General features: G+C 70.4%; 18 protein-coding genes. 6 read left to right on the forward strand and 12 right to left on the reverse strand.

From position 1 onward, the window contains the following. Positions 1 to 89 precede the first annotated feature (89 nt). The 6 genes from dapC to typA form a co-directional block, all read right to left on the reverse strand. A complete protein-coding gene (dapC, locus tag QUG92_RS04000; protein ID WP_289457747.1) occupies positions 90 to 1,208 on the reverse strand; it encodes a succinyldiaminopimelate transaminase in 1,119 nt (372 codons plus the stop codon). A 14-nt stretch (positions 1,209 to 1,222) separates the two neighbouring features. Further along, positions 1,223 to 1,540: a ferredoxin gene (gene fdxA / locus QUG92_RS04005; protein ID WP_069711637.1), complete on the reverse strand. Its 318-nt coding sequence runs from the start codon at positions 1,538 to 1,540 to the stop codon at positions 1,223 to 1,225. Between the two features lie 37 nt (positions 1,541 to 1,577). Continuing rightward, positions 1,578 to 2,810: a PIG-L family deacetylase gene (locus QUG92_RS04010; RefSeq protein ID WP_289457748.1), complete on the reverse strand. Its 1,233-nt coding sequence runs from the start codon at positions 2,808 to 2,810 to the stop codon at positions 1,578 to 1,580. Positions 2,811 to 2,829: 19 nt separating this feature from the next. Then, positions 2,830 to 3,369: a hypothetical protein gene (locus tag QUG92_RS04015; protein ID WP_289457749.1), complete on the reverse strand. Its 540-nt coding sequence runs from the start codon at positions 3,367 to 3,369 to the stop codon at positions 2,830 to 2,832. A 69-nt stretch (positions 3,370 to 3,438) separates the two neighbouring features. Next, positions 3,439 to 4,632, reverse strand: a complete 1,194-nt coding sequence (locus QUG92_RS04020) for an amidohydrolase (RefSeq protein ID WP_289457750.1) — start codon at positions 4,630 to 4,632, stop codon at positions 3,439 to 3,441. A 97-nt stretch (positions 4,633 to 4,729) separates the two neighbouring features. Continuing rightward, the gene (gene typA, locus QUG92_RS04025) at positions 4,730 to 6,652 is read right to left on the reverse strand and encodes a translational GTPase TypA (protein ID WP_069711641.1); all 1,923 of its coding nucleotides are present in this window, start codon (positions 6,650 to 6,652) and stop codon (positions 4,730 to 4,732) included. Between the two features lie 125 nt (positions 6,653 to 6,777). Here typA and QUG92_RS04030 point away from each other — a divergent pair, with 125 nt between their 5' ends. The 3 genes from QUG92_RS04030 (at position 6,778) to QUG92_RS04040 (ending at position 8,920) form a co-directional block, all read left to right on the forward strand. Then, positions 6,778 to 7,527: a CPBP family intramembrane glutamic endopeptidase gene (locus QUG92_RS04030; protein ID WP_289457751.1), complete on the forward strand. Its 750-nt coding sequence runs from the start codon at positions 6,778 to 6,780 to the stop codon at positions 7,525 to 7,527. A 93-nt stretch (positions 7,528 to 7,620) separates the two neighbouring features. Then, positions 7,621 to 8,100 (forward strand): peroxiredoxin, encoded by a 480-nt coding sequence (locus tag QUG92_RS04035; protein ID WP_289457752.1) that lies wholly within the window; start codon positions 7,621 to 7,623, stop codon positions 8,098 to 8,100. Between the two features lie 268 nt (positions 8,101 to 8,368). After that, positions 8,369 to 8,920, forward strand: coding sequence for a PH domain-containing protein (locus tag QUG92_RS04040; RefSeq protein WP_289457753.1), 552 nt, complete (start codon positions 8,369 to 8,371; stop codon positions 8,918 to 8,920). Between the two features lie 79 nt (positions 8,921 to 8,999). On the opposite strand, the gene QUG92_RS04045 is transcribed toward QUG92_RS04040, so the two are convergent. Further along, entirely contained in the window at positions 9,000 to 10,712 is a 1,713-nt protein-coding gene (locus QUG92_RS04045; protein ID WP_069711645.1) for an ABC transporter family substrate-binding protein, read from the reverse strand. A gap of 252 nt (positions 10,713 to 10,964) precedes the next feature. Between QUG92_RS04045 and QUG92_RS04050 the strand changes: the two genes are divergently transcribed. The 3 genes from QUG92_RS04050 to QUG92_RS04060 are packed head-to-tail and all read left to right on the forward strand — an operon-like array spanning position 10,965 to position 15,027. Then, positions 10,965 to 11,945: an ABC transporter permease gene (locus QUG92_RS04050; protein ID WP_289457754.1), complete on the forward strand. Its 981-nt coding sequence runs from the start codon at positions 10,965 to 10,967 to the stop codon at positions 11,943 to 11,945. A gap of 3 nt (positions 11,946 to 11,948) precedes the next feature. After that, on the forward strand, positions 11,949 to 12,887 hold the full coding sequence (locus tag QUG92_RS04055; protein ID WP_069711647.1) for an ABC transporter permease: 939 nt from the start codon (positions 11,949 to 11,951) through the stop codon (positions 12,885 to 12,887). Then, a complete protein-coding gene (locus tag QUG92_RS04060) occupies positions 12,880 to 15,027 on the forward strand; it encodes an ABC transporter ATP-binding protein (RefSeq protein WP_289457755.1) in 2,148 nt (715 codons plus the stop codon). Before QUG92_RS04055 ends, QUG92_RS04060 begins: the two co-directional genes overlap by 8 nt. 581 nt (positions 15,028 to 15,608) lie before the next feature. Here the strand turns inward: QUG92_RS04060 and QUG92_RS04065 are convergent. The 5 genes from QUG92_RS04065 to QUG92_RS04085 form a co-directional block, all read right to left on the reverse strand. After that, positions 15,609 to 16,091 (reverse strand): PH domain-containing protein, encoded by a 483-nt coding sequence (locus QUG92_RS04065; RefSeq protein ID WP_289457756.1) that lies wholly within the window; start codon positions 16,089 to 16,091, stop codon positions 15,609 to 15,611. Positions 16,092 to 16,174: 83 nt separating this feature from the next. Continuing rightward, complete coding sequence (locus QUG92_RS04070) at positions 16,175 to 17,917, reverse strand: dipeptide ABC transporter ATP-binding protein (RefSeq protein ID WP_289457757.1); 1,743 nt, start codon at positions 17,915 to 17,917, stop codon at positions 16,175 to 16,177. Further along, a complete protein-coding gene (locus QUG92_RS04075) occupies positions 17,914 to 18,864 on the reverse strand; it encodes an ABC transporter permease (RefSeq protein WP_182047039.1) in 951 nt (316 codons plus the stop codon). Before QUG92_RS04075 ends, QUG92_RS04070 begins: the two co-directional genes overlap by 4 nt. Then, positions 18,854 to 19,783 carry an ABC transporter permease gene (locus QUG92_RS04080; RefSeq protein WP_182047038.1) on the reverse strand — a complete coding sequence of 310 codons (930 nt, stop codon included), beginning with the start codon at positions 19,781 to 19,783 and terminating at the stop codon, positions 18,854 to 18,856. The genes QUG92_RS04075 and QUG92_RS04080 overlap by 11 nt, the downstream gene beginning before the upstream one ends. 244 nt (positions 19,784 to 20,027) lie before the next feature. Further along, on the reverse strand, positions 20,028 to 21,656 hold the full coding sequence (locus QUG92_RS04085; RefSeq protein ID WP_289457758.1) for a peptide ABC transporter substrate-binding protein: 1,629 nt from the start codon (positions 21,654 to 21,656) through the stop codon (positions 20,028 to 20,030). Positions 21,657 to 21,715: the final 59 nt, after the last annotated feature.

A 21,715-nucleotide genomic window follows, 5' to 3' on the forward strand; every position in this document is an offset into this window, starting at 1 on the left:
GGAGGCGAAGGTTTGGTGGACTCCACGGATTGTGCGGAGCACGCACGTCGTGCGTTGCGGTGTCGGTCGGGAGGCGCGGTGCGCCTCCGTCAGGAAGCCGCCAGTCGGCGGGCGCTCGCCAGACGCTGCGCGGCCGCCGCGATCCGGTCGTCGGTCGCCGTGAGCGCCACCCGCACGTGCTCCGCACCCGCGGGACCGTAGAAGGTGCCCGGCGCGACGAGGATGCCGCGGTCGGCCAGCCAGCCGACGGTGTCGAGCGCCGGCTCGTCCCGGGTCGCCCAGAGGTAGAGCCCGGCCGTGCTGTGGTCGATCCGGAAGCCGGCGCCCTCGAGTGCCCGTCGGAGCATGTTCCGGCGGGCCCGGTAGCGAGCCTTCTGCTGCTGGACGTGGGTGTCGTCGGCGAGGGCGACGATCATCGCGTCCTGCACGGGCAGCGGCGGCATCATGCCGGTGTGCTTGCGCACCGCGAGCACGTCGGCCAGGACCGCGGCGTCACCCGCCACGAACGCGGCACGGTAGCCCGCGAGGTTCGACTGCTTCGACAGCGAGTAGACGCTGAGGACGCCGTCGGTGGTGTCGCCCACGACCCGGGGGTCGAGGATCGACGGCGTCGGTGCGGCGTCGTACGGCGGCTCCCACCCGAGCTCGGCGTAGCACTCGTCGCCCACGATCACGGCGCCGAGCGCACGGGCACGTTCCACCGCGGCACGGAGTTGCTCGACCGCGAGCACCCGGCCGTCGGGGTTGCCCGGCGAGTTGAGCCACACGAGCTTCGTCGTGTCCGGCCACGCGGCGGGGTCGTCCGACGCCAGCGCCTCCGCACGCACCAGGGCGGCACCGAGCTCGTAGGTCGGGTACGCGGCCTCGGGGAACACCACGGTGTCGCCGGGTCCGATGCCGAGCCACAGCGCCAGCCCGGCGATGAACTCCTTCGAGCCGATCGTCGGCAGCACCTGGTCCGGCGTGAGCGTCACGCCCTGTCGGCGGGCGTACCACGCGACGATCGCCTCACGCAGGGCCGGTGTGCCGGCGACCTGCGGGTAGGCGTGCGCGTCGGTCGCCTGCGCCAGCGCCGTCCGGACGACCTCGGGGGTCGGGTCGACGGGTGAGCCGACGCTGAGGTCGACGATGCCGCCCTCGTACGCCGCGGCGCGCTGCTTGAAGGGGACGAGCTGGTCCCAGGGGAAGTCGGGGAGGTCGAGCGCCACGGTCCGGTCCGGGGTCAGCCGCGCGGGGGCTCGGCCATGACGACCGGGTGGTCCTTGTGGATCACACCGACCTTCGCGGCGCCACCGGGCGACCCGACCTCCTGGAAGAACTCCACGTTGGCCTTGTAGTAGTCGGCCCACTCGTCGGGGAGGTCGTCCTCGTAGTAGATCGCCTCGACCGGGCAGACCGGCTCGCACGCACCGCAGTCGACGCACTCGTCGGGGTGGATGTACAGCGACCGGTCACCCTCGTAGATGCAGTCGACCGGGCATTCGTCGATGCAGGCGCGGTCCTTGACGTCGACACAGGGCTGGGCGATCACGTAGGTCACGGTGCGGGTGCTCCCTTCGGACTGAGCGTGGTCGAGTCTACCCGCGGCGCCCGGGAGCCCCGGACCGCGCGGAGTCCGCCGACGACGGAGCCGACGCCGCTGCGGCGCGGGCGCGGAGTCCGGACAGGTCGGGCCACGCGAGTGCGAAGGCCGCGATCACCGCGGGTGCGAAGGTCCAGACGTACCCGGCGAGGTTCGCGAGCACGAGCGGTGACGACTGACCGCCGACGCTCACCAGGACCTGCGTGGCGACGATGATCGCGATGCCGGCCGCCGCGACCATCGCCCGTGAGCGGTACAGCAACCGCAGGCCCACGACGAGCCCGAGCACGACGAGCGTGGTCAGGACCATGCCGACCGGGAAGCCCCCGAGTCGCTGCTGGTGTGTGACGGTCCCGAGTGCTCCGACGACCAGCCCGGCGACCGCCGCGACGACGACCGCCGTGACCTTGCCCTGACGGCCGAGGTCGGCGAAGGTCTCCGGTGCCGGCGGGACCGGGTCGGCGTCGTGCCGGAACGCCTCCACCGCGGGGGCCGCCTGCCGGACACCGTGCGGCATCACCCAGGTCAGGCGCTGCGGGTCGGCCGGGTCCACGCGGTCGACGGTGACCTGCGACCGGTACTGCTCCACCGCGGCACGGACCTTCGCCCGGACCGGCACGACGTCGACCGTCAGGTCCACCTCGGGCGAGTCCGCGGGGACGATCATCGAGAAGGCGACCTCCTCGGCGCGGGCGGCGTACCGCGCGGCGTGGTGCACGCGCACGTGGTCCGGGTGGCCGTAGCCACCGTCGTCGGCGTAGCTGACCACCGCGTCGGCCCCCGTTGAGCGGATCGCCGCGCGGACGTCGTCGACGACCTCGCCGAGGTCGGCCGCGGTGAGCGAGTCGACCGGGGCGTCGGCGGCGGCCGTGGCACGCCCGTCCGGCCCCCACTGCATGCCGGAGTCGGTGTACCGCCGCTCGGGCAGGTCGGTGGGGCGCGCTCCCCTGCCGCCGAGCCACAGGTGCGCCGGGCCCCCGAGGGCGGCCAGCGCGGCGGCGATCTCGGTCTCGCGGTGCGCGGCCACACGGGGACCGTCGCCGAAGAGCGGCGCGAGGGCCTCGGTGAGCATCTCCCCGCGTTCGCCCCGGGTCGCGGTCAGGACCGTGACCTCGGCACCGAGCTCCAGCAGGGTGGCGATGGTCCCGCCGGACGACAGGGTCTCGTCGTCGGGGTGGGCGTGCACGAACAGGACGCGCTCGGGACGCGTTGCGGGAGCCTTGGACATCGCGTCCCAGGGTACTTCGCTACCGGGGCGTGACGATGTACGTCGCGGTGGCACCGGCCTCGGAGTCGGACACGGTCAGGACCACGCGGTACGCGTCGCTCCGGAACAGCCCGAACGCACTCGTCGCGTCGGCACGCTTCGCCGACTCGGTGTAGCCCGCCGCGGCCAGCTGCTCGTCCGCCGCGCCGAACTCGTCCACGGAGGCCACCCGGACCTGGACGACCCAGCCGGTGCCGTCCGGACCGGCCCCTCCGCCGAGGACGGTGCCGTCGACGAGCGGGACGTCCGCGGTCGGGAAGCCGTCCGGGACCTTCCCGTCGCTCGTCACGCCCGAGCCCGACAGCGCCGCGTCGAGCGCGCCGTCGATGCCGCCGGCGACCGAGGCCATGCCGTCCTGGACGGCCTTGCCGTCGATGCCCTGCACCGTCTCGCTCACGTTCGACGCGACCGAGGAACCGAGGTCGGTGGCCTGGCGGACGGCGTCGGCGGAGCAGCCGGTCAGGCCGGCGAGGGCGATGCCCGCCGTGACGGCGGCGATCAGGGTCCGGGGCGTACGCATGGGCAGCACCCTAGGGCCACATCCGCCGGGCTCGGCGTGCGTTGGCTGTGGATCTCCCGCCGCCGCGCCTCAGGACAGCCAGGCGCGAGCGGCGGCGGTCAGGGCTTCGACGCCGACCGGGATGGCGGTCTCGGCCTGCGGGGCGTAGAACGGCGAGTGGTTGCTCGGGATCTCCTCGCCGCGACGGAACAGCTCGGGGTCGGTGATTCCCGTGAACCAGTAGACGAGCGGCACGCCGGCGGCCGTCGCGAGCTGTCCGACGTCCTCCGACGCCATCGCGAGCCCGATCTCCAGGTCGCGGGCGTCCGGCACGACCCCGCGGAGCGCGTCGAGCACCCGGCGCGCGGCGTCCGCGTCGTTCACCGTGACCTCGGCACCCGGTGCCCGCTCGATGGTCGGGGCGGGCAGACCGCCGGCGTCGCTCTCGGCCCGCACGATGCGCTCGATCGAGGCGATGATGCGCTCGCGGGTCTCCTCGTTCCGGGCCCGCGTCGAGATCTCGATGACGGCCTGGTCCGGGATGATGTTCGGGCGCGTACCGGCGTGGAACGAGCCGACCGTGACGACCCCGGCGTCGGACGGCGAGACCTCGCGCGAGACCACGGTCTGCAGGCGCACGACGGCGCTGGCGGCGGTGACGATCGGGTCGAGCGACGCCTGGGGCGCCGAGCCGTGCGCACCGCGGCCGTTGAACGTGACCGTCAGGCGGTCGCTCGACGCCATCACGGGGCCGGAGCCGACCGCGACGACGCCGACCGGGGCCGGCGCCGAGTGCTGTCCGAGGACGACGTCGGGCTGCGGGAAGCGCTCGACCAGGCCGTCCTCGATCATCGCGCGGGCGCCGGAGATGACCTCCTCGGCGGGCTGGAACACGGCCACCACGGTGCCGTTCCAGTCGTCCCGGGTGGCGACGAGCCGCTCGAGGGAGCCGAGCAGCCACGTGACGTGGATGTCGTGCCCGCAGGCGTGCATCGTCGGGACCTCGGCGCCCTCGTCGTCGCGGCCGGTGTGCGTGCTCGCGTACGGCAGGCCGGTGCGCTCCTGCACGGGCAGGCCGTCGATGTCGGCGCGGAGCCACACGACCGGACCGTCGCCGTTCGACAGGACGCCCACGACACCCGTGCCGCCGACGCCCGTGGTGACCTCGATCCCGCCGAGCTCGGCGAGCCGGTCGGCGATGACGCCGGCGGTGCGGTGCTCCTGGAAGCCGAGCTCCGGGTGGGCGTGCAGGTCCTGGTAGAGGGAGAGGAGATCGAGGGTCACGCGCTCCACCGTATCGCCACAGGCCGACGGCCCGGCCACCTCGTGAGGTGACCGGGCCGTCGGACGGAGGGGTGCCTCCAGACCGGTGTCGGACCGCTTACGCGTCCTGGCGCTTCAGGCGGGCGTACGAGCGCTGGCGGGCCTGCGCGTCGAGCTCGACCTTGCGGATGCGGACGGCGTCGGGGGTGACCTCGACGCACTCGTCCTCGCGCGCGAACTCCAGGCACTCCTCGAGGGAGAGCTGGCGCGACGGCGTCATCGACTCGAAGGAGTCGGCGTTCGCCGAACGCATGTTCGTGAGCTTCTTCTCCTTCGTGATGTTGACGTCCATGTCGTCGGCGCGCGAGTTCTCGCCGATGACCATGCCCTCGTAGACCTCTTCGGTCGGGTTCACGAAGAACGACATGCGCTCCTGCAGGTTCGTGATCGCGAAGGGCGTCACCACACCGGAGCGGTCCGAGACGATCGAGCCGTTGATGCGGGTCTGGATCGGGCCGGCCCACTCGTCGTAGCCGTGGAAGATCGCGTTCGCGATGCCGGTGCCACGGGTCTCCGTGAGGAACGACGTGCGGAATCCGATCAGGCCACGCGACGGCACGACGAACTCCATGCGGATCCAGCCGGTGCCGTGGTTCGTCATGTTCTCCATGCGACCCTTGCGCGCGGCCATGAGCTGCGTGATCGCGCCGAGGTGCTCCTCCGGCGTGTCGATCGTCATGTGCTCGTACGGCTCCTGCAGCTTGCCGTTCTCGTCACGGCGGGTGACGACCTGCGGCTTGCCGACGGTGAGCTCGAAGCCCTCGCGACGCATCTGCTCGACCAGGATTGCGAGCGCGAGCTCACCACGGCCCTGGACCTCCCAGGCGTCCGGACGCCCGATGTCCTCGACCTTGAGCGAGACGTTGCCGATGAGCTCGCGGTCGAGGCGCTCCTTGACCATGCGGGCGGTGAGCTTGTGGCCCTTGACCTTGCCGACCAGCGGCGAGGTGTTCGTGCCGATCGTCATCGAGATCGCCGGTGCGTCGACCGTGATGGTCGGCAGCGGACGGACGTCCTCGGGGTCGGACAGCGTCTCACCGATGGTGATCGTGTCGAAGCCGGCGACGGCGACGATGTCACCGGGGCCCGCGGACTCGGCCGGGTAGCGGTCGAGCGCCTTCGTGATGAGCAGCTCGGTGATTCGGGCGTTCGCGACGGTGCCGTCGTGCTTGACCCACGCGACCGTCTGCCCCTTCTTCATCGTGCCGTGGAAGATGCGGAGCAGCGCGAGGCGGCCGAGGAACGGCGACGCGTCGAGGTTGGTGACGTGCGCCTGCAGCGGGTGCTCGTCGTCGTACTTCGGCGCCGGGACGTGCTGCAGGATCGCCTCGAAGAGCGGCTCGAGGTCGTCGTTGTCCGGCAGGGTGCCGTCCTCGGGCTTGTTGCGCGACGCGGCACCGGCACGGCCCGAGGCGTAGACCACGGGGACGTCGAGGATCGCGTCGAGGTCGAGGTCCTCGACCTCGTCCGACAGGTCGGAGGCCAGGCCGAGGAGCAGGTCCTGCGACTCGGAGACGACCTCGTCGATGCGGGAGTCCGGGCGGTCCGTCTTGTTGACGAGCAGGATCACCGGGAGCTTCGCGGCGAGCGCCTTGCGGAGCACGAAGCGGGTCTGGGGCAGCGGGCCCTCGGACGCGTCGACGAGCAGCACGACACCGTCGACCATGGAGAGGCCGCGCTCGACCTCACCACCGAAGTCGGCGTGGCCGGGGGTGTCGATCACGTTGATCGTGATGCGACCGCCCGGGTTGAACTCCTCGGCGTGCTTCCCGTTGTAGAGCACCGAGGTGTTCTTCGCGAGGATGGTGATGCCCTTCTCGCGCTCGAGGTCGTTCGAGTCCATCATGCGGTCTTCGCCCTCGAAGTGGGCGTCGAACGAGTTGGTCTGCGTGAGCATCGCGTCGACGAGGGTGGTCTTGCCGTGGTCGACGTGTGCCACGATGGCGACGTTGCGCAGGTCGGACCGGGTGGCGAGCGCCATACAGGACATCCTTCGGTGTTCAGGAGAAGATCGGGCGGCCGGTCGTCTTGGACAGACGGCACCCGCGGGCAGAACGCCCGACACGCCAGTCTACCGGTAGTTCGCAACCCCGAGGAGTACAGCCCGTGAGCAGACGACGAACGTGGATCGAGATCACGATCGTCCTCATGCTCTCGCTCGGCGGCAGCGCGCTGTACTCGGTGCTGCAGATCATCGACGACCTGTCCCAGACCACCTCGCTCGGCGAGCAGTCCACGGCGCTCAACACGTCGACCACGACCGTGCAGTACGTCGACCTCGCGCGGCAGCTCGTGGGCATCGCGGTCGACCTGGCCCCGGTCGCGCTCGTGTGCTTCCTGCTCTGGAGCACCACCCGGCCGCACCTCCGGCGGCTCGGCATCGACCGGTTCCGCGTCCGGCCCGACCTCGGCGGCGCCGCGCTGATCGCGCTGTGCATCGGCGTGCCCGGGCTCGCGCTGTACTTCACGGGGCGGGCGCTCGGTTTCACGGTCGACGTCGACCCCGCGGCGCTGAACACCTACTGGTGGACCATCCCCGTCCTGCTGCTCTCGGCGATCCGGTCCGGGCTGCAGGAGGAGGTCATCGTCATCGGGTACCTGTACGAGCGCCTCGGAGGCATCGGCTGGGGGCGGTGGCAGGTCATCCTGTCGACCGCGGTGCTGCGCGGGAGCTACCACCTGTACCAGGGGTTCGGCGCCTTCGTCGGCAACGCCGTCATGGGCGTCGTCTTCGGGTGGATCTACACGAAGTGGGGACGGCTCCTGCCCCTCGTCATCACGCACTGCCTGCTCGACGCCGTGGTGTTCGTCGGCTACCCGTTCGTCGCCGCGGCCCTCCCCCAGTTGTTCCGCTGACCCGCTGACCGCGCGACGACCTCGGTGCATCCGCCCAGCGCGCGTCCAGCGGGCCGGGGCGTGGTTCCCTGCCGGACGCCCTAGCGTGGTCGCATGCAGATCCCCGAGGTCGGTGAGCCAGCGCCGGGCTTCACCCTGCCCGGCACCACCGTGCGGGACGGCGCCCGCACCGACGGCGAGTACGCGCTGGCCGCCGAGATCGGCCGGACGGTGGTGCTCGCCTTCTACCCGGGCGACGCCACCCCCGTCTGCACCGCCCAGCTCTGCAGCTACCAGGAGGAGCTCGACGACTTCGGCGACCTCGGCGCGGTGGTGTGGGGCATCAGCCCGCAGGCTCTCGACTCGCACGCGGCCTTCGCCCACGGGTCCTCGCTCACCTTCCCCCTGCTGAGCGACCCCGCCGGGGACGTCGTCCGCGCGTACGGACTCGTCGCGCCGGGCATCGGTCTCCGCCGCTCGGTGTTCGTCATCGGACCGGACGGCGTCGTGCGCTGGCGGCACGTCGGCCTCGTGGGGCTGCGCTTCCCGAAGGCCGCGACGATCCGGGCGCAGGTCGAGCAGCTGGTCGCGTAGCGGGTCGACGGCGTGTCGATCTGCTGAACGTTCCGCCCCGGGGTGTTGACACCCGAACGGGGCACGGGGACCATCAGAGGGACGAGCGGTCCACACGGACTCGCCTCCCCGGGGAATCGGGTCGTCCGGAGGTACGCGCCGGTGTGTCACACCCGCTCCCCGGACGTCCCCGGGGAGGCGCTCTCGTCACGCTCCCCGGCCGTCACGGCACCGTCCGAGGGTCGGCGCTCTCGACGTCTCCGAGGGTCGACCCGCCTACCATCGTCGGGTGATCTCCACCGTGATCGTCGCCCCCGGCATGCGCCGGCTCGCCGTCGTCCTCTGGGGCATCGCCATCGTGCTCGTGCCCCTCGCCCTCGTCGGCGGCGGCTCCCCCTGGTTGGTCCCCGTGCCGAGCTGCTTCATCGCCCTGGTCGCCTGGGCCGTCTTCTGGCGCCCCCGCTTCGAGTGCACCCCGGACCACCTCCGCATCGTGGACGTCCGACGCACGAGCACCTACGACTGGCGCCGCGTCACCGAGATCCGCACGAAGTACGGCATCGAGGTCGTCACCAGCGAGGGCGTCCGCCGCACCTGGCTCGCCACCCGTCCCACCGCACGGCTCGGCGAGACCAACGGCCGGCCGGGAGGCACCACCCCCCTCGACGTCGACGCCGCGGCCCGCAGGATGCGCACCTTCGTCCCCGCGCCGGTCGAGCAGACCGGCCCACCGCCCGCGACGGTGGTCCCGGCGCGGATCACGCACCGGGCGCACGGCTGGTCGGTGACCGGGATGGTCGTCCTCGGCGTCGCCGCGTCGATGGCCGCCGCGCAGCTCTGACCCGACCGCATGCCTGCTGCCCCGGACGCACGGGACCCCCGCCGCCCGGAGGCGACGGGGGTCCCGTGTGGAGGGGCGACTACTTGCTGTAGCCCACGTCCTGCCACTTGACGGAGCTCGACTGGAACTGCGCCGGACCGTAGTTCACGAGGTCCTTCCGCACGCCCCAGGCGTAGGGCTCCGCGAACAGCGGGATGGTGCCGGCGACCGCGACGATCTTCTTGTCGATGGCCTGGGCGTCCTTGATCCGGGCACTCGCGTCGAGTTCGGCGTTCGCCTTGTCCCACGCGTCGCCGAGCGAGTCGTCGGTGACACCGGCGTAGTTCTGTCCGGCGTCGGCCGGGTAGAAGATCGACTTGAGCGAGGACACCGGGAACGGCGTGCCCTGCCACGCGAAGTACGTGGCGTCGAAGTCACGCGTCTCGGTGGTGATGTACTTCGTGAAGAAGTCGTCGGTCGGCACGGTGTCGATCGTGACCTTGAAGCCGGCGGCCTTCGTCTGCTGCTGCACGAGCTGCGCGATGTTCGCCGAGTTCTGGTTGTCCGACGGGATGACGAAGCGGACGTCGAGCTCCTTGCCGCCCTTCGACGCGTAGCCGTCCGAACCGATGGTGTAGCCGGCGTCCTGCAGCTTCTTCTTGGCGTCCTCGACGCTGTAGCCGTAGACCTTCGAGGCGTCGTCCTCGTAGCCCTTCTGCCCCGGCAGGTACACCATGTTGTTCAGCACGTCGCCCGGGCTCTTCACCGGCGACAGGATCGCCTGGGCGAGCACCTTGCGGTTCAGCGACTGCGCGAAGGCCTGGCGGACCTCCTTGTCCTTGAAGACCTCGGAGGTGCCGTTGAGGGTCACGTGGCGCCAGGTGGTGCCGAGCGAGCGCTCGATCTTCGAGTCGGACCGGCTGTTCGCGGTCTTCAGGTTGTCGGCGCTGCCGTAGAGGTTGAAGGCGTCGAGCTCCTTGTTGGCGTAGGCCTGGGCGAGGCCGTCGCGGGACACGGTCTTGAAGACGATCGTGTCGAGCTTCGGGGTGTCGCCCCACCACTTGCTGTTCTTCTCGAACGTGAGCACGCCGCCGTTGGCGTCGAAGGACTTCAGGATGTACGGACCGCCGGAGACGAAGGTCTTGCCGTCGGCCGCGTACGGGCCCTTGGCCCACGCCTTGTTGAAGTGGTCGGGGGTGTCCACGGCCCAGGCCGGGTAGATGCCGGAGAGGACGCTCGCCCAGTCGGCGTTCGTCTTCTTGAAGGTGATGACCACGTCACGCTCGTCGGAGCCCTGCTCGACGGACTCGACGTCCTCCCACACGTTCGTGGCGAGCGGCGCGAAGGCCGGGTTCGTGCCGTTGAGCGCCTTCCAGTTCGCCGCGACGTCCTTCTCGGTGATCGGCGTGCCGTCGGACCAGACGGCCTTCGGGTTGATCTTGATCTCGACGGTCTGCGGCGAGTCCTTCGTCAGCTTCACCGAGTCCGCGAAGTCCGGGTTCGCCTCCCAGTCGCCGTTCTCCTTGAACTGGATGAACCCGGGCAGGTACACCCCCGCGATCGTCTGGTCGTCGACCGTCCCCGAGTCGAGGTTGCTGATCTGGAAGTTGGCGGGAGCCGAGTCGATCGGCAGCGTCAGCGAACCGCCGTCCTTGACCGAGTCGCGGTCCGCGCTCGTCCACCCGGTCGACTTCAGCGACGACTGGGCGACGGCGGAACTGCTCTCGCCCGCCGTCCCACCACCGGAGCAGCCGGCGAGCACGAGGGCTGCGGCGGCCGCGGTGGCGAGCACGGCGGTGGTCTTGATCCTCATTCGCATCGCGAGGATCCCCTTTCGATGTGTCTGCGCTGAGCGCCTTCCGACCCCGACGGCCCCTGCCGTCGGGTCTGTTGGTTGAGAACCCTAACCACATCCGCAGCGACCACAAGAGTCCCTGCGAGGAATCGAAACACGGCTGTAACACATGTTGCATAGCGTCACTTCGCATCACCACGACGTGGTCGGATGGGGTTACGCTCTCGTCACCGACAACGCCGTCCGTACCCCTAGCGAGGTCCATCGTCCATGCTTGCCTTCATCGCGAAGCGGATCGTCAACTACGTCATCCTGACGATCGTCGCGACGACCCTCGGGTACCTGCTCGCCAGTTCCACGCTGAACCCGGCGTCCCGGTTCCTCGGCCGCAACCCAGCCGTGCCGCAGGGCACGATCGACGCCTCGCTGCAGAAGCTCGGCGCGGACCCGGGCACCCCGCTGCTCGTCCGCACCTGGGACTGGTGGACCGGGCTCGTCACGCACGGTTCCCTCGGCATCAGTGCCCGCGGCACCGAGGTGACGGCGGACATCGTCGCCCGGGCCGGCACGAGCCTCCGCCTGCTCGTCATCGGCACGCTGCTCGGCGCGCTGTTCGGCGTGCTGCTCGGCGTCTGGAACGCGGTCCGCCAGTACCGGACGTCCGACCAGGTCTCGACGTACCTGTCGTTCGCGGTCCTGGCCACGCCGCCCTTCGTCATCGCGGTCGTCCTGATGATCCTGGCCACCTCCTTCAACAACGCCACCGGCACGCAGCTGATCAGCTTCACGGGTGAGTACACCCCGGGGGTGACCGGGTTCCTCCCCGTCCTCGGCGACCGACTCGTGCACCTGTTGCTCCCCACGATCTCGCTCACCGTCGGCGCCGTCGCGTCGTACTCGCGCTACCAGCGGTCGGCAATGCTCGACGTCCTGTCGAACGACTTCATCCGGACGGCCCGGTCGAAGGGCCGGACGCGCGGGTCGGCCATCATGCGGCACGGCGTCCGGGTCGCGCTCATCCCGATGTCGACGTTCTTCGCGTACTCGTTCGGGCTGATCCTGACCGGCGCGAGCATCACCGAACTGGTCTTCAGCTGGCACGGCATGGGCGAGTACTTCGTGCAGAGCATCACCAACAACGACATCAACGCGGCAGCGGGCACGATCCTCTTCACGGCGGTCCTCGTGCTCATCGCAGGCACCCTCGCGGACCTGCTCTACGCCGCGCTCGACCCGCGAGTGAGGGTGTGACCCGTGTCCGTACTCGACCCCACCACCACGACCACTGCCGGTGACCCGACCGACGGGGCTGCCGGCGAGCCGGCGCACGTCGTCGAGGTCACCGGCGGCCGGACGCCGCTCTGGCGCAAGGTCTTCGGCACCTGGCGCGCCCGCATCGGTGGCGGTGCGCTGCTGCTCATCCTCCTCTGGGCCTTCGTCGGCCCGTACCTGTACCACTGGAACGCCGTCGACTCCGACGGTCTGGCCTTCGGCGCCGCGCCGAGCGCCGCACACTGGTTCGGCACGAACGACATCGGTCAGGACATCTACGCGCAGACCCTCGTGGGCCTGCAGAAGTCGCTGCTCATCGGCCTCATCGCCGGGCCGGCCGCCACGCTCATCGCGGGCATCGTCGGCGCGATCGCGGGCTACTTCGGCGGGTTCGTCGACCGCGCGCTCGTCTGGGGCATCGACCTGCTGCTCGTCATCCCGTCGTTCTACGCGCTCGTGCTCCTCAGCCCGCTGTTCAAGAACCTCAGCTGGGTCGCGCTCATCATCGGTCTGGCGATCTTCGGCTGGATGATCATGGCGCGTGTCATCCGCGGCCAGACGATGTCGCTGCGGGAGCGCGACTACGTCAAGGCCGCGCGGTTCATGGGCGTGCCCTCGTTCACGATCATCCGCCGGCACATCCTGCCGAACGTGGCCTCGCTGCTCATCATCGACGCGACGCTCGGCGTCGGCGCGATGATCCTGTCCGAGAGCGCGCTGAGCTTCTTCGGCTTCGGCATCCAGGTGCCCGACGTGTCCCTCGGCACCCTGCTCGCCGCGGGCAGCCAGTCCGCCGTCACCCGCCCCTGGCTCTTCGTGCTGCCGGCCGCGACCCTCGTCGCGACCGTGCTGTCGACCAGCCTGCTCGGCGACGCCCTGCGCGACGCCATCGACCCCACCTCTGGAGCCAACCGTGACTGAGCCGCTGCTCACCGTCTCCGACCTGTCCGTCACGTTCAACCCCCGGACGAAGCCGGTCCACGCGGTCCGCGGTGTCGACTACTCGGTCAATCAGGGCGAGTTCCTCGGGATCGTCGGCGAGTCCGGGTCCGGCAAGTCGGTGTCCTCCATGGCCGTGATGGGCCTGCTGCCGTCCTCCGCGCACGTCGAGGGCAGCATCCGGTTCGACGGCCAGGAGCTCGTCGGGCGCTCCGACCGCGAGATGTCCCGGCTCCGTGGGAGCGACATCGCGATGGTGTTCCAGGACCCGCTCTCCGCGCTGACGCCGGTGTACACGATCGGGCAGCAGATCGTCGAGGGCCTCAAGCTGCACGACCGGGCGCTGACCGCGCAGGCCGCCCGGGTCCGCGCCGAGGAACTCCTGCGCGCCGTCGGCATCCCGAACGCGGCACGACGCCTCGACGCATTCCCGCACGAGTTCTCCGGCGGCATGCGGCAGCGCGCGATGATCGCGATCGCCATCGCGAACGACCCGAAGCTCATCATCGCCGACGAACCGACGACGGCGCTCGACGTGACGATCCAGGCGCAGATCCTCGACGTGCTGCAGACCGCGAAGGACATGACCGGTGCCGCCGTCGTGCTCATCACGCACGACCTCGGCGTCGTCGCCGGCAACGCCGACCGGGTCGCGGTCATGTACGCGGGCCGGATCGTCGAGACGGCGCCCGTCGGACCGCTGTTCCACGAGCCGGTGATGCCGTACACGATCGGCCTGCTCCGCTCGATGCCGAACATGACCTCGTCGCGCGCCGAGCGTCTCGTGCCGCTCGAGGGTCGCCCGCCGCTCCTCACCGCGAAGCCGACCGGCTGCCCGTTCGCGGACCGCTGCCCCGCGGTCCTCGACGCCTGCCGCGACGGCGAGCCGGCCCTGCTCGCACCGAGCGTGCCGGCCGGGGTGGACAACCCCGTGCTCACCGGAGCCGTGCCGACGATCTCGAACGGCGCGTTCGACGACGACCACGTCGCCGCCTGCATCCGACGCGACGAGATCGCCGCCGGCACCCTCGCGCGCTCCGAGATCTTCCCCCGCCCCGAGGACGTCCCCGAGTCGACGATCGACCACGGCGACGACGTCGTGCTCGAGCTGCAGGACGTCGTGAAGACGTTCCCGCTCACCAAGGGCGCCGTCTTCCGCCGCCGCATCGGCGAGGTGCACGCCGTCGACGGGATCTCGCTGACGCTGAAGCGCGGGCAGGTCCTCGGACTGGTCGGCGAGTCCGGCTGCGGCAAGACCACGACGATCATGGAGATCCTCGAGCTCGCCGGCGCCCAGCAGGGCACCATCCGGGTCAACGGGGTCGACACCGGCACGCTGTCGAAGCGCGACCGCCGCGCGCTCCGCAGTGACATCCAGGTCGTGTTCCAGGACCCGATGGCCTCCATCGACCCGCGGCTCGACATCGGCTCGGTGATCGGCGAACCGCTGACCGTGCACGGGGTCGCGAAGGACGAGATCCGCCGACGGGTGCGCGACGTCCTCGAGCTCGTCGGCCTCGAGCCGAGCTACATCGACCGGTACCCGCACGAGTTCTCGGGCGGGCAGCGGCAGCGCATCGGCATCGCCCGGGCGCTCATCGTCGAGCCGAAGATCCTCGTGCTCGACGAGCCCGTGTCCGCGCTCGACGTGTCCGTGCAGGCCGGCGTGATCAACCTGCTCGAGGACCTCAAGCACCGCCTGGGCCTGTCCTACCTGTTCGTCGCGCACGACCTGTCCGTCGTCCGGCACATCGCCGACGACGTCGCGGTCATGTACCTGGGCCGGATCGTCGAGTACGGCGAGGGCGACCGGGTGTTCGACGACCCGCAGCACCCGTACACCCGCGCACTGCTGTCCGCCGTGCCCGTGCCGGACCCCGACGCCGAGGCCGACCGGGGTCGCATCCTGCTGCAGGGCGACCTGCCCTCGCCGACGGAGCGCATCGACGGCTGCCGGTTCCGCACCCGGTGCCCGCTCTACCAGCTCCTCGACGAGGGTCGCCAGCAGCAGTGCCGGACGATCGACCCCCGGCTGCAGGACGTCGCCGGTCGCGGTGTGGCGTGCGTGCAGACCGACCAGGAGCACCTGCTGACGGAGCACGCGGCCGCAGCGGCGGTCTGACCCACCGACGGACGGGAGGTGCGGGGCGGGGCGGCCACGCGCCTCCCGTCCGGTGCGTGGTGGCGCCGGTCCGGTCCGCCGCACGAGCGGGCCTCGTCCGTCACGCCCGGGTCGTCCGGTCGACGTGATCTGCCCGCTCGGTGCGCCCGGCGCGCGCCGGATCGCGAGCGGGCGGAACCGGCCCGCGCACCGGGCTCGATGCCGCACGATCCGCCCGCTCGAGAGGAGCGGCCACGAGCGGGCAGAACCGCACCGCCTGCCCGCGTCGGCACCACGGGAACCGCCCGTTCGCGGGGCGGGGAGGGTCGAGCACGGCACGCGGTCGCCGAACGCGCGGAACCGGCCCGCGCACCGATGTCCGCGCGGCAGGATCCGCCCGCTCGGCGCGAGCTGCGCACGGGTCCGCCCGTCCGGGAGGAGCGACCGCGAGCGGGCGGAAGACGCCGTGGGCGTCGGTGAGCGGGACGGAGAACGCCCGCTCGCGCCGCGACGGGACGGCGAGCCGACGACGGACGGGAGGCTCGGGGCCGGCCCGACACGCGCCTCCCGTCCGGCGAGCGGTCGCCGTCAGCGCGGCGCGGTCAGCGCAGGGCGACGCTCAGCAGCGAGACGGCGAGCAGGGCGAGGGCACCCGCCCCGACGAGCAGGGCCTCGCGGTCCCACCCGCGGTGCACCGCGCCGCCGGCGGCCCCGGCATCGCGCCGAGCCGCCCAGCGGTCGAGCAGCACCCGCATCTCGTCGGGCTGCGGGAGCGTCCGGGGCTCGCCCCGCCGCGCCGGCTTCGGGCGGGGCAGCGACGGTCCGCCCCAGCACGCGACCTTCCGACCGTCGCTCGCCTCGACCACGATCTGCCACCGCAGCCGGACGTCGGCGACCTCGCCCCACGGCACGCGCGTGACGCGGAGCGGGTTGACGACGGTGAGCGCACCGTCGTCGAGTCGGATCGACGGCCGGTACGTCAGGACCCAGAGCGCCCAGAGCAGCACCGCGAGCGGGCCGACCGCGGCGAGCACGACGTCCCAGCTCCCGCGCACACCCGCGTCGACGAGCAGCAGCAGGGCCACGACGGCGACGAGGCCGGACGTGACCGCTCCCCCGCGACCTGCGCGGAGGACGGTACGTCCGGCCTCGGTGGTGCCCAGACGGATCAGCGCCCGAACTCGAACCCGGCACCCGGGATCGCGGCGAGCAGGTCCTTCGTGTACTGCTCCTGCGGGGAGGCGAAGACCTCGTCGGTCGTCGCCTTCTCGACGATCTGCCCCTTGCGCATGACGCAGACGTTGTCCGCGACGAGGCGGACGACGGCGAGGTCGTGCGTGATGAAGAGGTAGGTCAGGTCGAGCTCGGTCTGCAGCTCGGTCAGCAGGTCGAGGATCTGCCCCTGCACGAGCACGTCGAGCGCGGAGACCGCCTCGTCGAGCACGATGACCTCGGGCTTCAGCGCGAGTGCACGCGCGACGGCGATGCGCTGCCGCTGGCCACCGGACAGCTCGTTCGGGTAGCGGTTCACCATCGACTTCGGCAGTGCGACCTGGTCGAGGAGCTCGAGCACGCGGGCCCGACGGCTCGCCTTGTCGCCGACCTTGTGCGTGGCGAGGGGCTCGGCGATCGTGTTCCCGACGTTGTACATCGGGTCCAGCGAGCCGTACGGGTCCTGGAACACCGGCTGCACGCGGCGGCGGAAGTCGAAGAGGTCCTTCCCCTTCAGCGCGCCGATGTCGATGCCGTCGAAGGTGACCGACCCGCTCGTGATCGACTCGAGCTGCAGCACGAGCTTCGCGACGGTCGACTTGCCCGAACCCGACTCCCCGACGAGCGCCGTGGTGGTGCCCTTCGGGATCGCGAAGGACACGTCGTCGACGGCCTTCAGCTCACGGGACTGCAGGTTCTTGCCGCGGAGCTTGTAGACCTTCTGGAGGTTCTTCACCACGATGAGGTCCTGCTTCGGGTGGTGCTCCCGCTCCTGGGCGCGGGCGATGAGCTCGTCGTCCTCGCTCCCGGCGTCCGCGATGTCGACCCGCTGGTGCTGCACCTTCGACTGGATGCGGCGGCTCGCGAGCGAGGGGGCCGCGGCGACGAGGCGCTGCGTGTACGGGTGCTGCGGGTTCGCCAGGATCTCCTTGGACGGACCCGACTCGACGACCTGCCCCTTGTACATCACGACGAGCTTCTCGGCGCGCTCGGCGGCGAGCCCGAGGTCGTGCGTGATGAACAGGACCGAGGTCCCGAAGTCGCGGGTCAGCGTCTCGAGGTGGTCGAGGATGATCCGCTGCACGGTGACGTCGAGTGCCGAGGTCGGCTCGTCGGCGATGAGCAGCTGTGGGCGGCTCGACAGACCGATGCCGATGAGCACGCGCTGCCGCATGCCGCCGGAGAACTCGTGCGGGAACTGCTTGAGCCGGGTGGCGGCGTCGCCGAGGCCGGCCTCCTGCAGCACCTCGACCGCGCGGGCGCGGATCGCGTGCTTGCCGGTGGCCATGCCGTTGGCCTTGATGGCCTCCTCGACCTGGAAGCCGATCGACCACAGCGGGTTGAGGTTCGACATCGGGTCCTGCGGGACGTAGCCGATCTCCTTCCCGCGGATGCCGGCCATCTCCTTGTCGGACAGCCCGACGAGCTCGCGCCCGTTGAACTTGATCGACCCGCCGGTGACCTCGCCGGTGCCGGCGAGCAGCTTGATGATCGCCTGCGCGCTGGTCGACTTGCCCGAACCGGACTCGCCGACGATCGCCAGGCGCTCGCCCTGCTCGAGGGTGAAGTCGACGCCGCGGACGGCCTGCACGAGACCGCTCTGGGTGCGGAACCCGACCTGCAGGCCGGAGACCTCGAGCAGCGGCGCGCCGGAACCGGCCGGACGACGGGTGGTGGGATCGGTGAGCGTCTCGGTCATCGACGGGCCCTCGCCTTCGGGTCGAGCGCGTCGCGGACCACGTCGCCGAGGAGCAGGAACGCGAGCACGGTGATGGACAGGGCGGCGGACGGCCAGAAGATCGTCGACGGGTTGGTGCGGATCGACGTCTGCGCGGTGCCGATGTCGAGGCCCCAGCTGAGCGCCGACGGCGGCAGCCCGATGCCGAGGAACGACAGGGTGGCCTCGGCGACGATGAACGAACCGAGCGACACCGTCGCGATGACGATGACCGGTGCGATCGCGTTCGGGATCACGTGGCGGACCAGCGTGGTGAAGCGGCTGACGCCGAGCGCCGCGGAGGCGGTGACGTAGTCGGACTGCTTCGCGCTGAGCACGGCGCCGCGCATGATGCGGGCGATCTGCGGCCACGCGAACGCGGCGAGCACGAGGGCCACCGTGATCGCGTTGCGCGCCGGGATGACCGACATGATCACGATCGCGCCGAGGATGGTCGGGATCGAGAAGAAGATGTCGCCGATGCGGGAGACGATCGTGTCGAGCCAGCCGCCGTAGAAGCCGGCGAGGGCGCCGATGATGATGCCGACGAGCGACACCAGGATCGTGGCGACGAGGCCGACGATGACCGAGCTGCGCGCACCCCAGATGACACGGGCGTACACGTCGTATCCCTGGCGGTTGTACCCGAGCGGGTGCCCCGGACGGGCACCCTCGTCGCTGAAGTCGAGGTTCGCCGCGCGCGGGTCCACGTGGGTGAACAGCCCGGGGAAGATCGCGACGACGAGCACGAGCAGGATGAGGACCGAGGAGATCCAGAAGGTCGGTCGGCCGCGCATGGACTCCCACGCGTCGGTCCAGGTCGACCGGGTCTTCTCCGTCTCGTCGACCTGGTCCACCGCCTGCAGCGGCGTCTCCTCGATCGGCGCCACGTAGTGCGTCACGGAGCGGGGTTCGGCGTTACTTGGCATAGCGGATCCTCGGGTCCAGGACGGCGTAGAGCAGGTCGACCAGGAGGTTGGCGAGCATGAAGATGATGACCATCACGGCGACGAACGAGACGACCGTGGGGCCCTCGCCGAGCTTGACGGCGCGGAAGACCGTACCGCCGACGCCGTTGATGTTGAAGATGCCCTCGGTCACGACCGCGCCGACCATCAGGTTGCCGATGTCGACACCGAGGTAGGTCACCACGGGGATGAGCGAGTTGCGGAAGATGTGCACGCCGACCACGCGGCGACGGGGCAGGCCCTTCGCGGTGGCGGTCCGGACGAAGTCCGCGTTCATGTTCTCGGCGACGCTCGCTCGCGTGAGTCGGACGATGTACGCGAACGAGACCGTCGCGAGCACGATCGCCGGGAGCACGAGCTCCGACCACGGCGCCTGGCCGGAGACGGTGACGCGGAACAGTCCGAGCTGGATGCCGAAGACGTACTGCAGCAGGAAGCCGACGACGAAGGTCGGGACCGAGATGAGCAGCAGCGAGACGACGAGGGCGGTGGTGTCGAACCACTTGCCCTTGCGCAGACCCGCGATGACGCCGACGACGATGCCGGCGACGGCCTCGAACAGCAGGGAGAGGAGCGCGAGGCGCGCGGTGATCGGGAACGCCGACGCGAGCTGCTGCGACACCGGCAGGCCCGAGTAGGTGACACCGAGGTCGCCGCGGAACACGCCACCGATCCACAGCAGGTACTGCACCAGGAACGGCTTGTCCAGGTTGTACTGCTGCCGGAGCTGCTCGATCACCTGCGGCGACGGCTGGCGGTCGCCGAACAGCGCGGCGATCGGGTCGCCGGGCAGCGAGAAGACCATGAAGTAGATGAGGAACGTGGCCCCGAAGAAGACGGGGATGAGCTGCAGGAGGCGCTTGCCGAGGTACCAGAGCATCAGATCGCTCGGTCCTGCGCGGGGCGCGTGTCGTTCAGGTTCATGTCGTGAAGGGGTGGACGGCTCGCGGGTCGGCACGGGTGTCCGGTGCGGGCGGCGGCGCCCGCGGTGGTGGGGGTGGTGTTGCCGCCGAGGTACGGGGGCCCGGAGACCGTGTGGTCTCCGGACCCCCGTCCGGTGGCCGCGGAGCAGGATACCTGCTCGCGGTGGGTCTCCGCGGTGTTCGACCGCAGGGAGACCGGTGTTACTTGGTGACCTCGATGTCGTAGTACAGCGGCACGGAGTCCCAACCGAACTTGACGTTCTTCACGTTGTCGGCCGACCAGACGCCGGTGACGTTGGAGTACCAGAGCGGGATCTCGGGCAGGTCCTTGAAGAGCAGCTCCTGGGCCTGGTCGAAGATCTTGTTGCCCTCTTCGACGGTGGCGGCCGAACGGCCCTTCGCGAGCAGGTCGTTGTACTCGGTCGAGTCGTAGCGCGCGTAGTTGCTCGACGAGCCCTCACCCATGGTCGGGCCGAGGAAGTTGTACAGCGACGGGTAGTCGGCCTGCCAACCGGTGCGGCTACCGCCCGTGAGCTTGTCCTGCGTCTGCGCGTCCAGGGCCTCCTGGAACGTCGGGATCGCCTTGCCCTCGGCCTTGATGCCGAGCGTGTTGGAGATCGAGTTGGTGACCGCGGTCACCCAGGCCTCGTGGCCGCCGTCCGCGTTGTAGGCGATCGACAGGGTCTCGTCGTACGGGGCGATCTTGTTCGCCTCGGCCCAGAGCTTCTTGGCCTCGTCGGGGTTGTACTCGAGCACGTCCGAGCCCTCGAGGTCGCCGTTCCAGCCGGAGATCACCGGGGAGGTGAAGTCCTTGGCCGGGGTGCGCGTGCCGTCGAAGATCTTGTCGGTGATCTGCTTGCGGTTGACCGCCATCGACAGGGCCTCACGACGGAGCTTGCCCTCGTCGCCGCTCCAGTGCTTCAGGTAGTAGGGCAGGTAGAAGCCCTGGAAGATCGCCGCGGCCTGGTTGACGTTCGAGTCGGGGAAGTCCGACTTGTAGGTCTGGAAGGCGCTGTCCGGGATCGCGTCGAGGACGTCGAGGTTGCCGCCCTGCACGTCCGCGTAGGCGGTGTCCTGCGAGGTGTAGAACGTGATCGTGAGACCACCGTTCTTCGGCTTGCGCTTGCCCGCGTAGTCCGAGTTCGTGACCAGCTTGATCGACTGGTTGTGCGTCCACGCACCCTTGCCGTCGAGCTTGTACGGGCCGTTGCCGATCGGGTTCTCACCGAACGCCTTGGTGTCGTCGTAGAACGACGACGGCAGCGGCATGAAGGCCGAGTAGCCGAGCGACAGCGGGAAGTCCGACTGCGCCGACTTCAGCGCGACGGTGAACTCGTCGTCGCCGACGACCTTCAGGCCGGTGAGCTCCGAGTCCTTGTCGGCGTCGTAGCCCTCGATGTTCTCGAAGAAGTAGCTCGCGCCCTGCGCGTTCGACTTCTGCGCCGCCCAGTTCCACGCCTTCGTGAAGGACTCCGCCGTGACCTTCTCACCGTTGGTGAAGGTGTAGCCGGTGTTGAGCTTGATGTCGTAGGTCTTCGAGTCATCGGTGGTGATGCTCTTCGCGACCTCGTTCACCGGCTTGCCGTCGGCGTCGTAGGAGACGAGACCCTCGAAGATCGACGTGATGATCTTGCCGCCACCGGTCTCGGTGGAGTTCGAGGGGATGAGCGGGTTCTGGGGCTCGGAGCCGTTCGTGGTGACGATGCCCGACGCGTTGGTCGAGCCCGAGTCACCGCCGTTGCTGCTGCCGTTGCTGGAGCAGCCGGTCAGGGCGATTGCTGTGGCCCCGAGCACGGCGAGGGCAGAGAGCCCAGCGCGCTTCTTGATCAAGGTTCCTCCTGGTGCATGGGACGCGCCAGGCACAGAGGTGCTGCCGGGCGCGCTTGTCC

Source organism: Curtobacterium citri (genome assembly GCF_030362955.1).
Classification (GTDB): domain Bacteria; phylum Actinomycetota; class Actinomycetes; order Actinomycetales; family Microbacteriaceae; genus Curtobacterium; species Curtobacterium citri.

What these genes read in the sequence shown, in the direction of transcription:
- QUG92_RS04010 (WP_289457748.1), bottom strand. Translation starts at nt 2,810, where the DNA reads ATGTCCAAGGCTCCCGCAACGCGTCCCGAGCGCGTCCTGTTCGTGCAC.
- QUG92_RS04015 (WP_289457749.1), bottom strand. Translation starts at nt 3,369, where the DNA reads ATGCGTACGCCCCGGACCCTGATCGCCGCCGTCACGGCGGGCATCGCC.
- typA (WP_069711641.1), bottom strand. Translation starts at nt 6,652, where the DNA reads ATGGCGCTCGCCACCCGGTCCGACCTGCGCAACGTCGCCATCGTGGCA.
- QUG92_RS04035 (WP_289457752.1), top strand. Translation starts at nt 7,621, where the DNA reads ATGCAGATCCCCGAGGTCGGTGAGCCAGCGCCGGGCTTCACCCTGCCC.
- QUG92_RS04045 (WP_069711645.1), bottom strand. Translation starts at nt 10,712, where the DNA reads ATGAGGATCAAGACCACCGCCGTGCTCGCCACCGCGGCCGCCGCAGCC.
- QUG92_RS04050 (WP_289457754.1), top strand. Translation starts at nt 10,965, where the DNA reads ATGCTTGCCTTCATCGCGAAGCGGATCGTCAACTACGTCATCCTGACG.
- QUG92_RS04070 (WP_289457757.1), bottom strand. Translation starts at nt 17,917, where the DNA reads ATGACCGAGACGCTCACCGATCCCACCACCCGTCGTCCGGCCGGTTCC.
- QUG92_RS04075 (WP_182047039.1), bottom strand. Translation starts at nt 18,864, where the DNA reads ATGCCAAGTAACGCCGAACCCCGCTCCGTGACGCACTACGTGGCGCCG.
- QUG92_RS04080 (WP_182047038.1), bottom strand. Translation starts at nt 19,783, where the DNA reads ATGCTCTGGTACCTCGGCAAGCGCCTCCTGCAGCTCATCCCCGTCTTC.